Raw genomic sequence first — 15185 nt, 5'->3', positions numbered from 1 at the left:
TCTGCTCATGCTTTATCGAGCTTACCGACCAGGGACAAGGTGAAGTCCGCCCCCATGTACTTGAAATGCGGGCGCACGCTCAGGTTGACCCGATACCAGCCAGGCTCGCCCTCGACATCGCTGACGACGATACGCGCTGCGCGCAATGGGCGCCGCCCGCGCACTTCGGCACTGGGGTTTTCCTGGTCCGCCACGTACTGGCGAATCCATTTATTGAGCTCCAGCTCCAGGTCCGTGCGCTCCTTCCACGCACCCAATTGCTCGCGTTGCAGCACCTTGAGGTAATGGGCCAGGCGATTGACCACCATCATGTAAGGCAACTGGGTACCCAGCCGATAATTCAACTCTGCAGCCCTGCCCTCTTCACTGGTACCAAAGGACTTGGGTTTCTGCACCGAGCTGGCGGAGAAGAACGCGGCGTTATCGCTACCCTTGCGCATGGTCAGGGCGATGAAGCCTTCTTGTGCCAACTCATACTCGCGCCGGTCCGACACCAGTACCTCGGTAGGAATCTTGGTTTCTATCTCTCCCATGCTCTGGAAATGGTGCAGCGGCAGATCCTCGACGGCGCCTCCGCTTTGCGGACCGATGACATTCGGGCACCAGCGAAAACGCGCGAAGCTGTCGGTCAGGCGCGTAGCAAAGGCATAGGCGGTATTGCCCCACAGGTAGTGCTCGTGGCTGTTGACCACGTTCTCCTGATAGGTAAAGGTCTTGACCGGACACTCAAGGGGGTCGTACGGGGTGCGTAGCAGAAAGCGCGGTACGGTGAGACCGATGTAGCGGGCGTCTTCGCTCTGGCGAAAACTTTGCCACTTGGCAAACTGCGGCCCTTCGAAATGATCCCGCAGGTCTTTCAGGTCTGGCAGCCCCGTGAAGCTTTCGAGGCCAAAGAAACTCGGCCCCGCGGCAGCGATAAAGGGCGCGTGGGCCATGCTGGCGACACTGGATGCGTATCGCATCAGCTTCACATCGGGGGCACTGGGAGAAAGAAAGTAGTCGGCAATGATCGCGCCCACCGGCTGGCCGCCGAACTGTCCGTATTCGGCGCTGTACACATGCTTGTAGAGTCCCGACTGGGTAATTTCCGAGGAGTCCTCGAAATCGTCCAGCAGGTCCTGGCGCGAGACATTCAGCAGCTCGATCTTGATGTTTTCGCGAAAGTTCGTGCGCTCGACCAGCAACTGCAGCCCTCGCCAGGAAGCCTCCAGTGCCTGGAAGTCGGGGTGGTGCAGGATCTCATCCATCTGCTGGCTAAGCTTGGTATCGATCTCGGCAATCATCCGGTCAACCAGGCGTTTCTTCACCGGTTCGTCGCGGTTATGCGGCTTGAGCAGCTCTGCGATAAACGCCGACACACCGCGCCTGGCAATGCCATAGGCCTCGTCGTCAGCGCTCAGCAATGTCTGGGCAATGATGTTATCGAGGATGCTGCCGGCTTCTGGGGCCTGTACCGTTTGCAGTTCGTGTTGGATCGTGGTCATGCTCTCAGTGTCCTTTTACTGAATATGTCCGGCGTGAGGGCTGGGAAGCCCCAGCTCGGCCAGGACCCGGGCGCGGCAATCGCCGTTGGCCAAGGCCTGTTCAATGGCTTTGCGAAAGTTCGGCGTGTTGCCCAGCGGGCCCTTGAGCGCTACCAGTGCTTCACGCAACGCCATCAGTTTTTGCAACTCGGGGATCTGCTCGATCAGGTTCGCGGGATTGAAGTCCTTCATCGCGTTGATCCGAACCTGGATCGTCAACTCCTCCACGCTGGCTTGCTCCTGGAGGCGATTGGGCACGCTCAGCGTCAAGCCGAGCGCTTGTTTGGCCAGCACGTCGTCGAAGGTGTGCTTGTCGATGCCAATGGGCTTGCGATCCTCGAGCTTGCGCAGATCTTCACGCTGAGTGAAATTACCCAGCACCAGCAACTTCAACGGCAGTTCAACGTCCTCTTGTGCGCCGCCGATGGCCGGTTTGAAGGTGATATTGATCCGTTCCTTGGGGGCTACCGAACCGTCTTTGGCCATGGTGCTACTCCTTTTGATAGGGCTTTATTCAAGTACTGCTTCGAGATCGAGTTGGCATAACCGTCGATGGAGAGACTCCTTGCACTCGCGTATGCCGTGGCCTTGCGGCAACAGGTCATAACACCGGTACAGGCGCTGGCCCACTTGCACGGCCAGTTCCGGCTCCCAGCGCTCCAAGCCGTTACGCTGCAATTGCTCCTGCAGCTGCTCCAGCTGGACCCTTGCCAGGTCGTGCTTGCCCGCTTTCGCACACAACCTGGCCAGTGCCAGGCGCCAGTGAAAACGCGCGCGCTCGCCGGGCGCGGCGTGCAAGCCCTGCTTGAGCACTGCGACCGCAGCCTTGAGCCCCTTCTTTCGCAGGCAAGGCAGCACCGCTTCCAGGGCGACCTCCCAGGGTTCGCACGGGGGGGCTGCCACAACGGCCAAAGACTCGCTCCGTTGCAAATGAGGCCTTACATGGAGCGCAATCCACTCACAGGTGAGAGGGTCGGCAAAGGGTGTGCCATCGTCGAACCGGTACTCCGGCAGGTCCGGCAGGCGTTGCAGCAGCAGCGCGAAATGCATTTCCAGCTCGGTCATGGCCAGGTCTGCGTGCACGGCCTCAAGGCATTCCCAGGCCATGCGTAAACCGTCGAACCAGAACATTGCGCCCGTCAGGCTGACTTCAAGCTCAAGCAACAGCTCGGCAAATTGGCCTTGGCCCAGGCGTTCCTGGTAGCGCTTGAGCTTGTCGGCGGCCAGTGGACGCAGCGCCGTGACCCGCTCACCGTCGGCATCGGGATAATGGATAAGTGTCATCCACGCCAAGGTCCGGCCCAGGCGCAAGGCACGCGGATCCCTGGTGTCCTGACGCAACCACCAGGCACACAAAGGGCGGGCCTGCTCTTGCAATGAACGCAGCAGCCTGTGCGCGTCCTTTTCGTTGTCAATGGGTTGCCCGGGTTGGGGCAACTGGGTGGTTGCCGGCTTGACGGGAGCGATGCCCACGACGACCTCAGGTTTGGCACCCTCTTGTTCGGTGCAGGCCAGGCGTTCCGACAGTTGCCTGCGGATCGACAACAGCTGGGGCGCCTCATTGCCAAGCTTTTGACCCCACAGCTGATCAAGCCGCACGAGGTGCTCAAGCAGGGCGTGGAACACAGGCAACTGCCCCGCAACACAGAGGTTCTGCGCAAACAGTGGCTCAATGCGCAACACCAGCCAACCCAATGCGGCCACGCGTGTACGCAACTTGCTTGGGTAGACCTGTGCCCAATGCCGCTCACAGAGATCGCGCAGCAACCCGAGACCGGCCAGTAACCCGGTGAATGAATGACATTGATACAGGGCCCAGGCCAACCAGACAGCAACCCGCAGATCCTTGGAGTGCTCGCGCAATAGAGACTCGCTTAGCTGGCAGACCTTCTGCCAGTCTGGTGGCCCTTCCGTATGAATCGATCGAGTCTTGCCCAGCTCGTCCTCGAGGGCTTCAAACTCCCCGGAGAAACGCATGTCGCTGCCGGCAAAACTTTCAGGACGACAAGGTACTGTCGCAACTTCCTGATAATAATCGAACAGCCTTTCTGAATATTCCATTTTGTCGAACACATCACCTTCCAGGGCAAGACAAATAATTTTTAATATTATTAAACAATATATCAGGGCGGCTTTAACCTTCATCGAAGCCACCGAAGCCTGTGAACCTTAGTCATGAAAAAAGCGATCGGCAAGCGACTGAATGCTACTTAAGAATAGTCCTACGCCCGCCACAAAACAGTGGGCTGCGCAGTTAGTTGCGCAGTGCAGCCGAGGGAAAAACTGCTCGCACCCTGTACTTGCCGGCCCATTGCGCGAGCAAATAACTGCACACTCCTGCGCAACTATCTTCGCAAAGAAGCCTATCATTTTCGGGCAACTTCCCGACCGGGTTACTTATTATTCTTGCAGCCTGCAGCTTCATTGAGATTCACACTTTCAGGCACGCTTCTTGTAATAGGGCAGTTGCCGATTTGGCAACTTAACCGTTCGGCAACACCTACTCAACCAGGCAAGGAAACCAATCATGCCAACACCCGCGTACCTCTCCATTACCGGCGTCAAACAAGGTTTGATCACGGCAGGTACATTCACCCAGGACTCGGTAGGCAACATTTATCAGGAAGGTCACGAAGACCAGATACTGGTGCAGGCATTCGCCCACCAAGTGATCATTCCACGCGACCCGCAATCGGGCCAGCCAACCGGGCAACGCGTGCATAAACCCATGATGATCAGCAAGGTCTTCGACAAATCATCACCGTTGCTGTTCAGCGCGCTGACCACCGGTGAAGAAGTTTCATGCCGCCTGGAATGGCTGCGCACTTCTTCGGCCGGCACCCAGGAGCACTACTTCACCATTGAACTGGAAGGCGCGACCATCGTGGACATCCAGTCGCGCATGCCCAGTTGCCAGGACCCGGAGAACGCCAATTTCACCCATCTGGAGGAGGTATATTTCACCTATCGCAAGATCACCTGGACCCACGAAGTAGCCGGTACTTCGGGCTCGGACGACTGGCGTAGCCCGGTAGCCGGCTAACGGCGCTTGAAGCAGGAAGGGCTGCCAGGGAGGGCGCCCTTCCTGTTGACGGCCTAGACCATCGCCAGCGGGTGCTTACGCTTGGGCGCGCCAAACACACGATCAATCGCGTCAAGGTCGTGCTCATCCAGCACCAGGGTGGCCGCCCTGGCATTGAGCCGTATGTGTTCGGGGTTGACCGCCTTGGGGATAGCGATCACGCCATCCTGGCGCAGGACCCAGGCCAGGCACACCTGGGCCGGTGTCACCTCATGGCGATGGGCGATCTGCTTGAGGGTTGGGCTGGACAGCAGCTCACCGCCCTGGGCGATCGGACAGTAAGCCATCAGCGGCAAATGATGCTGTTGCCACCATGGCAGCAGGTCGAATTCGATCCCGCGTTCTTCGATGTTATAGAGCACCTGGTTGGTCGCACACGCCGGGGACGCGAGCTCCTGCAGGTCCGCCACATCGAAGTTGGATACACCCCACCGGCCGATCTTGCCCGCCTCGCGCAAACGCTCGAAGGCTTCGACGGTTTCTTCCAGTGGGTACTGGCCGCGCCAGTGCAGCAGGTACAGGTCAATGTAATCGGTGCCCAGGCGCTGAAGGCTGGCTTCACAGGCGCGAGGCACGCCGTTGCGGCTGGCGTTATGGGGGTAGACTTTGCTGACCAGGAACACCTGGTCGCGCTTGCCGCGGATGGCCTCGCCGACCACCTCTTCGGCGCCGCCTTCGCCATACATCTCGGCGGTATCGATGAGGGTCAGGCCCTCGTCCATACCCAGTTGCAGCGCGGCGACTTCGGCGCGGCGCCGGCTCGGGTCTTCGCCCATGCGCCAGGTCCCCTGGCCGATGACAGGGACGGGAACGCCGGCCAGATCAATGGTACGCATGACAACCTCCTGGTGAGTTCGCGGATTAACACTGTGGCACTGAGCGGACAAAAGGGTTCAATCCCAGTATGGTTGCCCTCTCGCCAGTCGCCAGGAATCACCCGCAATGCTGTTTGTCGTCATGCTCGGGGGCAAGCACCCACGGGCCAAAATCGAGGTGCACGATGTGGTGTTCGCAGTGGCAGACACCTTGCAGGCCACCTACCCGCAATTGCGCGATGCCTGGTTCGGCAGCTCCAAGGGCGTGCACATCGATTCATGGATGGCGGTGGATGGCGTCGACGGATGGAAGGTCGAACTCAGCCCACTGGCGCCCCACGGCGATGCCCATCACCTGTACTTTATCAACCTCGGCGGCTACGAGGCCAAGCGCTTCGGAGAAGATCACCACTACCTGCTGGTGGTCGCCCGCAACAAACGCGAAGCGATGAGCATGGGCAAACGGCAGATGTTGCGCCAATGGTCCCAGGCCCACACCGACGCGGTCATGGATATCGACGATTGCCTGCCCATCGATCTGGTGGACGGACGTTATGTCCATCTCGTACAAGGCCCGCACGCCCCTATTGTCCAGCGCAATGACTACATCGTGTTGCCCTGAGCCCTGGAACGCTTTTGGAGCGACTCAAGCAAGTGATGGGAACTTTGCCAGGAAATAACCGACTGAATCCGGTAGGCTCACCGTTTTTTACTCTAGGAGTTATTCCCCATGGCCAAAGCCACCGCCCGTCACATCCTCGTTGCCACTGAAGACAAGTGCAATGAGCTCAAGGCCCAGATCGAAGGCGGCGCTGATTTCGCAGAAATCGCCAAAGCCAATTCCAGCTGCCCATCCAGCCGCCAAGGCGGTGACCTGGGTTCGTTCGGCCCGGGCCAAATGGTCAAGGAATTCGACACCGTAGTCTTCAGCGCGCCGGTCAACACCGTGCAAGGCCCGGTGAAAACCCAGTTCGGTTATCACCTGCTGGAAGTCACCAGCCGCCAGGATTGATTCAATCCGCGCTGATGCTATAAACAACGGCCCACCCTTTGGTGGGCCGTTGTGCATCTGATGACTGGCGATGCCCAGGCCGTTAGCGTACAAATCCTTATTCTTCTTCACCCGGCGTTCAAGGCTGTTATGCGATTGGCTTTTTCATCTCTACTCTCTTCTACTTTGGCCCTGCTGCTGACCAGCACTGCGGTGATCGCGGCCCCGCAAACCTACCTGACGGTCTATGGCGAGCCGGCCAAATACCCTGCCGGTTTCAGCCATTTCGACTATGCCAACCCCGATGCGCCCAAGGGCGGCAGCCTGCGGCGTTCGGCGCTGGAGGTCGGGCGGTTCGACCATGTGCTGCCGTATATCGACAAAGGCATCGGCGTGTCCCAGGTCGACGGCTGGGTGTATGCGCCCCTGGCCCTGCGCTCGCTGGATGAGCCCTACACCGTCTACGGCCTGGTGGCAGAAAAGATGGAGCGCGCCGACGACGGCCTGTCGCTGCGCTTTTACCTGAACCCCAAGGCACGTTTTGCCGACGGCACGCCAATTACCGCCGAAGACGTGCGCTACAGCTTCGACTTGCTGATGACCCAAGGCAGCCTGCGCTTTCGCACATTGTTCGCCGACGTCAAGCAGGTCGAAGTCGAAGGCGAGCGCCAGGTGCGCTTCGATTTTTCCAGCAACGAGAACCGCACCCTGCCCCTGGATATCGCCACCTTGCCGGTGTTCCCCGAGCACTGGTGGAAGACCCGTGACTTTGCCAATGGTGGCGGCTACGAAGCCCCACTGGGCAGCGGCCCGTACAAGGTCAGCAAGATCGATTCCGGCAGCACCATCACCTTTACTCGTGATCCCGACTGGTGGGGCAAGGACTTGCCGGTCAGCCGTGGCCTGTACAACTTCGATCACCTGAGCCTGGAATACTTCGGCGACACCGAGGTGGCGCGCCAGGTGCTGCGCGGCGGCGCCTACGATTTCAACCGTGAGTTTTCCGCCACCGGTTACTCCATCGGCTACAACGGCCCGGCGCTGGACGATGGCCGCCTGCAACGTGCGCACCTGGCCAAGGAAATGCCGCAACCGGCCCAGGGCTATGTGTTCAACGTGCAAAAACCGATATTCAAGGATCGCCGTGTGCGCCAGGCCCTGGCGATGCTGTGGGATTTCGAATGGGCCAACCGGCAGATGATGCGCAACCTGTACATCCGCCAGCAGAGCTACTTCTCCAACAGCCCGTTGGCGGCCACTCAGTTGCCGACCCAGGAAGAACTGGCGATCCTCGAGCCATTGCGCGGGCAGATCCCCGACGAAGTGTTTAGCCAGGTGTTCAAGGCCCCGGTCACCGACGGCAGCGGTATGATCCGCGATAAACAACTGCAAGCCCTGGCCCTGCTGGAACAGGCCGGCTGGAAACCGCTTGGCGACAAGCTCGTCAATGCCGAGGGCGAACCGCTGGAGTTCACCTTCCTCAATGTCCAGAACGGCCTGGAGCGCCTGTTGCTGCCCTACAAACGCAACCTGGCGCAGATCGGCATCACCCTCAATATCCGCCGCATCGACTCCTCGCAATACGTCAACCGCCTGATGGCCCGGGACTACGACATGATTGTCACCGGTTTTCCGGTCACCACTTCGCCGGGCATGGAGCTATACAACTATTTCGGTTCCGCCGCCGCATTCGATTCGGGCGCCAACAACTACATCGTGCTCAAGGATCCCGCCGTCGATACGCTGATCAATGGGCTGGTCAAGGCCAATACCCAGGCGCAGATGCTCACCTACGCCCATGCACTGGACCGTGTGCTGCAATGGAATTACCTGTGGATCCCCAACTACTACCCGCCTGGCACCTCCGCCGCGTGGTGGAACCGTTTCGGCCGCCCGGCCATCGAGGCGAAGAACGACGAAGCCCTGGAAACCTGGTGGGAAGTCAGCCCTACCCCGTTGACCAATGAACAAATGCAAGCCGAGCTGAAAAAACGTAGAGGGGCCCGCTGATGCTTGCCTATATCCTGCGGCGCCTGCTGCTGATCATCCCGACGCTGGTGATCATCCTGCTGGTGAACTTCGTGATCGTGCAGGCCGCCCCTGGCGGGCCGGTAGAACAGGCCATCGCCCATCTGCAAGGCATTGGCGGCGGTGGTGTCGCCGGCGCATCCGGCGAAGGCATCAGCGGCTCGCGGGCCAGCCGCGGCCTGGACCCGAAGCTGATCAAGGACATCGAAAAACAATACGGTTTCGACAAGTCTGCACCGGAACGCCTGTGGTTGATGCTCAAGAACTACGCCCAGCTGGATTTCGGCAACAGCTTCTTTCGCGGCGCGACGGTGACCGACCTGATCCTGGAAAAAATGCCGGTCACGATTTCCCTTGGCCTGTGGGCGACGCTGATCACTTACCTGGTGTCGATCCCCCTGGGCATACGCAAGGCCGTGCGCCATGGCAGCAGCTTTGATATGTGGAGCAGCACCGCCATTGTGATCGGTTATGCGATGCCGGCGTTCCTGTTTGCGATGTTCCTGATCGTGGTGTTCGCCGGCGGCACCTCGCTGAACTGGTTCCCGGTGCGTGGGCTGGTCTCGGAAAACTTTGCCGAGCTGAGTACGGTGGGCAAGATTGCCGACTATTTCTGGCACCTGGTGCTGCCGGTGACGGCGCTGGTGATCGGTGGGTTTGCCACCTTGACCATCCTCACCAAGAACTCTTTCCTCAATGAAATCACGCGCCAGTACGTGGTCACCGCCCGCGCCAAGGGTTTGAGCGAACACCGGGTGTTGTACGGGCACGTGTTCCGCAACGCCATGTTGCTGGTGATCTCGGGCATTCCCCAGGCGTTCATCAGCGTGTTCTTTGCCGGCTCGCTGCTGATCGAGGTGATTTTCTCCCTCGATGGCCTGGGCCGCATGAGCTACGAAGCGGCGGTGTCCCGCGACTACCCGGTGGTGTTCGGTTCGCTGTTTATCTTCACCTTGTTCGGCCTCCTGATAAAACTCATCGGTGACCTCTGCTACACCCTGGTGGACCCGCGTATCGACTTCGCCGCGAGGAACGCCTGATGCTTAACCTGTCTCCCGTAGCCCGTCGGCGTTTCGAGCGTTTCAAGAAAAACCGTCGCGGCTGGTGGTCGCTGTGGTTGTTTATCGGTCTGTTTATCCTGACCCTGGGCGGCGAGTTGATCGCCAACGACAAACCGCTGGTGCTCAGTTTCAAGAACGAGCTGTACTTCCCGGTGTTCAAGCGCTACACCGAGCAACAGTTCGGCGGGCAACTGCCCTTCCAGGCCGACTACCGCAGTGACTACGTGCAAAAGCTGATCAAGCAGGACGGCGGCTGGATGCTGTTCCCGCCGATTCCATTCAGCGATGACACGCCCAACTACGAATTGACCCGCCCTGCCCCGAGCCCACCTTCGGCGGTGAACTGGCTGGGCACCGATGACCAATCCCGCGATGTGTTGGCACGGGTGATATTTGGCGCGCGAGTGTCGATCCTGTTTGCCTTGGCCTTGACCGCCATCAGCGCCGCCATCGGCATCGCCGCCGGAGCCTTGCAGGGTTACTACGGCGGTTGGGTGGACTTGCTCGGACAGCGCATTCTCGAGGTGTGGTCCGGTCTGCCAGTGCTGTACCTGCTGATTATCCTGTCCGGATTTGTGGAGCCGAATTTCTGGTGGTTGCTGGGGATCATGGCGCTGTTTTCCTGGCTGGCCCTGGTCGACGTAGTGCGTGCCGAGTTCCTGCGCGGGCGCAACCTGGAATACGTCAAGGCGGCACGGGCACTGGGTCTGGGCGACGGCAAGATCATTCGCCGGCATATCCTGCCCAATGCCATGACCGCCACCTTGAGCTATTTGCCGTTCATCCTGACCGGGGCGATATCCACCTTGAGCGCCCTGGACTTCCTCGGCTTCGGTATGCCTGCCGGCAGTGCTTCGCTGGGTGAGCTGATCGCCCAGGGCAAGCAGAACCTGCAAGCGCCGTGGCTGGGCCTCACGGCGTTTTTTACCCTGGCGCTGATCCTGTCGCTGCTGGTGTTTATCGGCGAGGCGTTGCGTGACGCCTTCGACCCTCGCTCATGAGTAATTGCCTATGAACCTGATCGAAATCCGCGACCTGTGCGTCGCGTTCAGCGGCCAGACCGTGGTGCGCAACCTGAGCCTGGACGTGCGCCCAGGCGAGTGCCTGGCGCTGGTGGGGGAATCGGGCTCGGGCAAGTCGGTGACGGCCCATTCGATCCTGCAACTGCTGCCCGAAGCCGGCACATTGAGCACCGGCTCGGTGAAGTATCGCGGCCAGGAGCTGATGGGCGCGTCGCCGGCCACCCTGCAAAAGCTGCGCGGCAACCGCATTGCGATGATCTTCCAGGAGCCGATGACCTCCTTGAACCCGCTGCACAGCATCGAAAAGCAGATCGGCGAAACCCTGCTGCTGCACAAGGGCATGGGCGGCAAGGCGGCGCAGGCGCGCATCCTCGAACTGTTGGAACTGGTGGGCATCCAGAAGCCCCAGGAACGGCTCAAGGCCTACCCGCACCAGCTGTCCGGTGGCCAGCGCCAGCGGGTGATGATCGCCATGGCCCTGGCCTGCGAGCCGGAGCTGCTGATTGCCGACGAACCCACCACGGCGCTGGATGTGACCGTGCAGCGCAAGATCCTGCTGCTGCTCAAGTCCTTGCAGCAACGCCTGGGCATGTCACTGCTGCTGATCAGCCATGACCTCAACCTGGTACGCAGCATTGCCCAGCGTGTCTGCGTGATGCATGCCGGCGAAATCGTTGAGCAGGCCGACTGCCAGACACTGTTTACGGCCCCGCAGCACCCCTACAGCCGCTTGCTGCTGGACGCCGAGCCGGCGGGCGATGCGCTGTGCGGCGATGAGCGCGAGACGGTGTTGCAGGTGGATGACCTGAGCGTGAAATTCCCCCTCGGCGGCGGATTGTTTCGGCGCAAGACCTACCTGCATGCGGTGGACGGCATCAGCCTCAGCGTGCAACGCGGCAAGACCCTGGGGATTGTTGGCGAGTCCGGTTCGGGCAAGTCCACCCTGGGCCAGGCGATCCTGCGCTTGCTCGACTCCAACGGCAGCATCCGCTTCCAGGGCGAGGCCCTCGACCCACTTAACCATCAGCAGATGCGCCCATGGCGCAAGCAGATGCAGGTGGTGTTCCAGGACCCCTATGGCAGCCTCAGCCCACGCATGTCGGTGCAGCAGATCATCAGCGAAGGCCTGGAAGTGCATGCACCCTGCAGCCTGGCCGAGCGCGATGCGCAGGTGATCCAGGTGCTCAAGGATGTGGGCCTCGACCCCGCCAGCCGGCATCGCTACCCCCATGAATTCTCCGGCGGCCAGCGCCAGCGCATCGCCATCGCCCGCGCCCTGGTGCTCAAGCCGGCGTTGATGCTGCTCGACGAGCCCACATCGGCCCTGGACCGTACGGTGCAGAAACAAGTGGTGGCGCTGCTGCGTGAACTACAGGACAAATACGGCCTGACCTACCTGTTTATCAGCCATGACCTGGCCGTGGTCCGCGCCATGGCCCATGACCTGATCGTGGTCAAGGATGGCAAGGTGGTGGAGCGCGGTGCCAGCCATGCTGTGTTTGAATCGCCCCAGCACCCCTATACCAAGGAGCTGTTGGCTGCAGCGCACATCCCTTTGTGATGATCAACAGGATTCTGCCTCCATGAGCACCAGCCTCAAGGACTACCAACACGTTCGCGGCCTGGCCATCCAGTCGCTGTTCGAGATCATCGAGCAGTCCAGCGAAGGCACGGTCATCGTCGACCGCGATGCGAACATCGTATGGATGAACGAGCGCTACGCCAGGCGTTTCGGCCTGCACAGCGCCGATGAGGCCATCGGCCAGCCCTGCGAGCAGGTGATTTCCAACAGCCTGTTGCGCCAGGTGGTGCGCAACGACCGGCCGATCCTGCTGGATATCCAGGACACCCCCAAGGGCCCGTTGGTGGTGATGCGCCTGCCGATCCACGACGATGCCGGCGCGGTCATCGGCGCTATTGGCTTTGCGCTGTTCGATGAGCTGCGCAACCTGTCGCCGCTGATCGAGCGCTACCTGAGCATGCAGCAGGAGCTGGCTTCGACGCGCTCGCTGCTGCGTTCGCGGCAAAGCAAATACAACTTCGCGCACTTTATCGGCACCAGCGCCGCCAGCCTCGAGGTCAAGCGCCGGGCGCGGCGCAGTGCGAGCGCCGAGTCACCGGTGTTGCTGCTGGGGGAGACCGGCACCGGCAAGGAACTGCTCGCCCAGGCCATCCACGGCGCGTCACCTCGGGCGCACAAAGCCTTTGTGAGTATCAACAGCGCGGCGATTCCCCATGACCTGCTCGAGGCCGAGTTCTTCGGCACCGCCCCCGGCGCGTTTACCGGCGCCGACCGCAAGGGCCGCCCCGGCAAGTTCCAGATCGCCCAGGGCGGCACACTGTTCCTCGACGAAATCGGCGACATGCCACTGCCGCTGCAAAGCAAACTGCTGCGGGTATTGCAGGAAAAGGAATTCGAACCGGTGGGTTCCAACGAGATGCTGCACAGCGATGTGCGGGTGATTGCTGCCACGTCCATGGACCTGGAAGCCGCGATCAAGCGCGGCGAGTTTCGTGCGGATTTGTACTACCGCCTCAATGTACTGCCTATTCAAGTGCCGCCTTTGCGAGAGCGCCTGGAAGATATACCGGCCCTGAGCGAGGCGATTCTCGAAGAGCTGCGCAGCCAGCATGAGCTTGACCGTGATGCCTTGGCGTTGTTGGCCCAGCATGCGTGGCCGGGGAATATCCGCGAACTGCGCAATGTGTTGGAGCGTGCAGCTTTGTTGAGTGACGACCTGGTACTGAACGCCAGTGAGATTCGCGCAGCGATTGGCACGTTCAGCCCGGTGGCCCGTGGCGCGGTGGCGGCGGTCGAGGATGAAACGTTCGCCGCGGCGCGGGAGCGGTTTGATCGGCAGGTGATTGGTACAGCGTTGCAGGCGTGCGCGGGGAATGTGGTGGAGGCTGCCAAGCGGTTGGGGCTGGGGCGGTCGACGCTGTACAAGAAAATGGTAGCGTTGGGCCTGACCACGTCTCCAAATGGAGACTAAATTCTCCATACAAAGACAACCCCATGTGGGAGGGGGCTTGCTCCCGATAGCAGTGGTCAGGTACAGATGCTCAGCCTGACACAATGCTATCGGGAGCAACCCCCCCTCCCACATTAGGTAATTGTTTGTCTCTAAATAGAGATAAAATTTCAAAGCGCTATTGAAATCCCTGAAAATATTGTTGTTTTTCAATAAGTTAATAACATGGCACACATCTAGCTATAGCCTCTCCCACCGCTTCACCCACAACAATAACAATCCGATGGAGACACACCATGAGTGTGATCATTGCCCTGGCCGCGCTCGCGCTGCTGATGCTGGCGGCCTACCGTGGCTATAGCGTCATCCTGTTTGCCCCCATCGCCGCCCTTGGCGCGGTGTTGCTCACCGACCCGTCCGCCGTCGCCCCTGCTTTCACCGGGGTGTTCATGGAAAAGATGGTGGGCTTTATCAAGCTGTATTTCCCGGTGTTCCTGCTTGGCGCGGTGTTCGGCAAGCTGATCGAGTTGTCGGGTTTCTCACGTTCCATCGTCGCCGCTGCGATCCGCTTGCTCGGCACGCGCCAGGCGATGCTGGTCATCGTGTTGGTCTGCGCCCTGCTCACCTACGGCGGCGTATCGCTGTTCGTGGTGGTGTTTGCGGTGTACCCGTTCGCGGCGGAGATGTTCCGCCAAAGCGATATCCCCAAGCGCCTGATCCCGGCGACCATCGCCCTTGGCGCGTTCTCGTTCACCATGGACGCACTGCCCGGCACGCCGCAGATCCAGAACATCATCCCCAGCACCTTCTTCAACACTACCGCCTGGGCCGCACCGTGGCTGGGGTTGATCGGCACGATCTTCGTGTTCTGCGCCGGCATGCTCTACCTGGCGCGCCAGCGCAACAAGGCCCAGCGAGCCGGCGAAGGCTATGGCACCGAGCTGCGTAACGAGCCGGAGACGGCTGAAAACCTCACCCTGCCCAACCCCTGGCTCGCGCTGTCGCCGCTGATCCTGGTGGGGGTGATGAACCTGCTGTTTACCCACTGGATCCCACAGTGGTACGGCAAGACCCACAGCCTCAGCCTGCCGGGCATGAGCACGCCGGTGACCACCGAAATTGCCAAGCTCACCGCAATCTGGGCGGTGCAGGCGGCGTTGCTGGTGGGGATTATCGTGGTGTTGGTGTTCGGCTTTTCTGCAATCAAAAGCAAGCTGGCCGAAGGCAGCAAGAGCGCGGTGAGCGGTGCCTTGCTCGCTGCCATGAACACCGCATCGGAATACGGCTTTGGTGCGGTGATTGCCTCATTGCCAGGCTTTCTGGTGCTGGCGGACTGGCTCAAGGGCATCCCCAACCCGTTGGTCAACGAAGCGATTACCGTGACCTTGCTGGCCGGTATCACCGGTTCCGCTTCCGGCGGCATGAGCATCGCCCTGGCGGCGATGTCCGAGAGCTTTATCTCGGCGGCCCACGCGGCCAATATCCCCCTTGAAGTGCTGCACCGGGTCGCGGCCATGGCCAGCGGCGGCATGGACACCCTGCCCCACAACGGCGCGGTGATCACCCTGCTGGCGGTCACCGGGCTGACCCACCGCGAGGCCTACAAGGACATTTTCGGCATCACCATCATCAAGACCCTCGCGGTGTTCGTGGTGATCGGTACTTTCTACGCCACTGGCATTGTGTGAGGT

At 60.6% G+C, this 15185-nt stretch carries 13 protein-coding genes; 9 read left to right on the top strand and 4 right to left on the bottom strand.

Annotated elements, in window-relative coordinates; genetic code table 11:
* Positions 1 to 5 precede the first annotated feature (5 nt).
* From tssC to tssA, 3 genes are read right to left on the bottom strand one after another with little or no spacing between them, the layout of a single operon-like run.
* Positions 6 to 1484 carry a type VI secretion system contractile sheath large subunit gene (gene tssC / locus NMB39_RS12700; protein ID WP_494339136.1) on the bottom strand — a complete coding sequence of 493 codons (1479 nt, stop codon included), beginning with the start codon at positions 1482 to 1484 and terminating at the stop codon, positions 6 to 8.
* A gap of 15 nt (positions 1485 to 1499) precedes the next feature.
* Positions 1500 to 2009 (bottom strand): type VI secretion system contractile sheath small subunit, encoded by a 510-nt coding sequence (gene tssB / locus NMB39_RS12695; RefSeq protein ID WP_057025113.1) that lies wholly within the window; start codon positions 2007 to 2009, stop codon positions 1500 to 1502.
* 24 nt (positions 2010 to 2033) lie between these two features.
* Positions 2034 to 3584 (bottom strand): type VI secretion system protein TssA, encoded by a 1551-nt coding sequence (tssA, locus tag NMB39_RS12690; RefSeq protein ID WP_494339137.1) that lies wholly within the window; start codon positions 3582 to 3584, stop codon positions 2034 to 2036.
* 466 nt (positions 3585 to 4050) lie between these two features.
* Between tssA and NMB39_RS12685 the strand changes: the two genes are divergently transcribed.
* Positions 4051 to 4566: an Hcp family type VI secretion system effector gene (locus NMB39_RS12685; RefSeq protein ID WP_494339138.1), complete on the top strand. Its 516-nt coding sequence runs from the start codon at positions 4051 to 4053 to the stop codon at positions 4564 to 4566.
* Between the two features lie 53 nt (positions 4567 to 4619).
* Here NMB39_RS12685 and NMB39_RS12680 read toward each other — a convergent pair whose 3' ends face one another.
* Positions 4620 to 5441: an aldo/keto reductase gene (locus NMB39_RS12680; RefSeq protein WP_494339139.1), complete on the bottom strand. Its 822-nt coding sequence runs from the start codon at positions 5439 to 5441 to the stop codon at positions 4620 to 4622.
* 106 nt (positions 5442 to 5547) lie between these two features.
* Between NMB39_RS12680 and NMB39_RS12675 the strand changes: the two genes are divergently transcribed.
* The 8 genes from NMB39_RS12675 to NMB39_RS12640 all read left to right on the top strand — a co-directional run bounded on the left by NMB39_RS12675 (position 5548) and on the right by NMB39_RS12640 (position 15182).
* Positions 5548 to 6042, top strand: a complete 495-nt coding sequence (locus NMB39_RS12675; RefSeq protein WP_198721169.1) for a DUF1543 domain-containing protein — start codon at positions 5548 to 5550, stop codon at positions 6040 to 6042.
* 108 nt (positions 6043 to 6150) lie between these two features.
* On the top strand, positions 6151 to 6432 hold the full coding sequence (locus NMB39_RS12670; RefSeq protein WP_044274278.1) for a peptidylprolyl isomerase: 282 nt from the start codon (positions 6151 to 6153) through the stop codon (positions 6430 to 6432).
* Between the two features lie 129 nt (positions 6433 to 6561).
* Complete coding sequence (locus NMB39_RS12665) at positions 6562 to 8421, top strand: extracellular solute-binding protein (RefSeq protein WP_367236522.1); 1860 nt, start codon at positions 6562 to 6564, stop codon at positions 8419 to 8421.
* Positions 8421 to 9479: a microcin C ABC transporter permease YejB gene (locus tag NMB39_RS12660; protein WP_057025108.1), complete on the top strand. Its 1059-nt coding sequence runs from the start codon at positions 8421 to 8423 to the stop codon at positions 9477 to 9479. Before NMB39_RS12665 ends, NMB39_RS12660 begins: the two co-directional genes overlap by 1 nt.
* Positions 9479 to 10501 (top strand): ABC transporter permease, encoded by a 1023-nt coding sequence (locus tag NMB39_RS12655; protein WP_043050504.1) that lies wholly within the window; start codon positions 9479 to 9481, stop codon positions 10499 to 10501. The genes NMB39_RS12660 and NMB39_RS12655 overlap by 1 nt, the downstream gene beginning before the upstream one ends.
* Before the next feature lie 10 nt (positions 10502 to 10511).
* Positions 10512 to 12083: an ABC transporter ATP-binding protein gene (locus tag NMB39_RS12650; RefSeq protein ID WP_494339140.1), complete on the top strand. Its 1572-nt coding sequence runs from the start codon at positions 10512 to 10514 to the stop codon at positions 12081 to 12083.
* Between the two features lie 22 nt (positions 12084 to 12105).
* Positions 12106 to 13515, top strand: a complete 1410-nt coding sequence (locus NMB39_RS12645; RefSeq protein WP_494339141.1) for a sigma-54 interaction domain-containing protein — start codon at positions 12106 to 12108, stop codon at positions 13513 to 13515.
* Between the two features lie 275 nt (positions 13516 to 13790).
* Complete coding sequence (locus NMB39_RS12640; protein ID WP_057025105.1) at positions 13791 to 15182, top strand: GntP family permease; 1392 nt, start codon at positions 13791 to 13793, stop codon at positions 15180 to 15182.
* Positions 15183 to 15185: the final 3 nt, after the last annotated feature.

The sequence above is a fragment of the Pseudomonas sp. FBCC-B545 genome (genome assembly GCF_059134095.1).
Note: the sequence above shows the minus strand (reverse complement) of the source record. Positions and strands in the feature narration are given on the sequence as shown.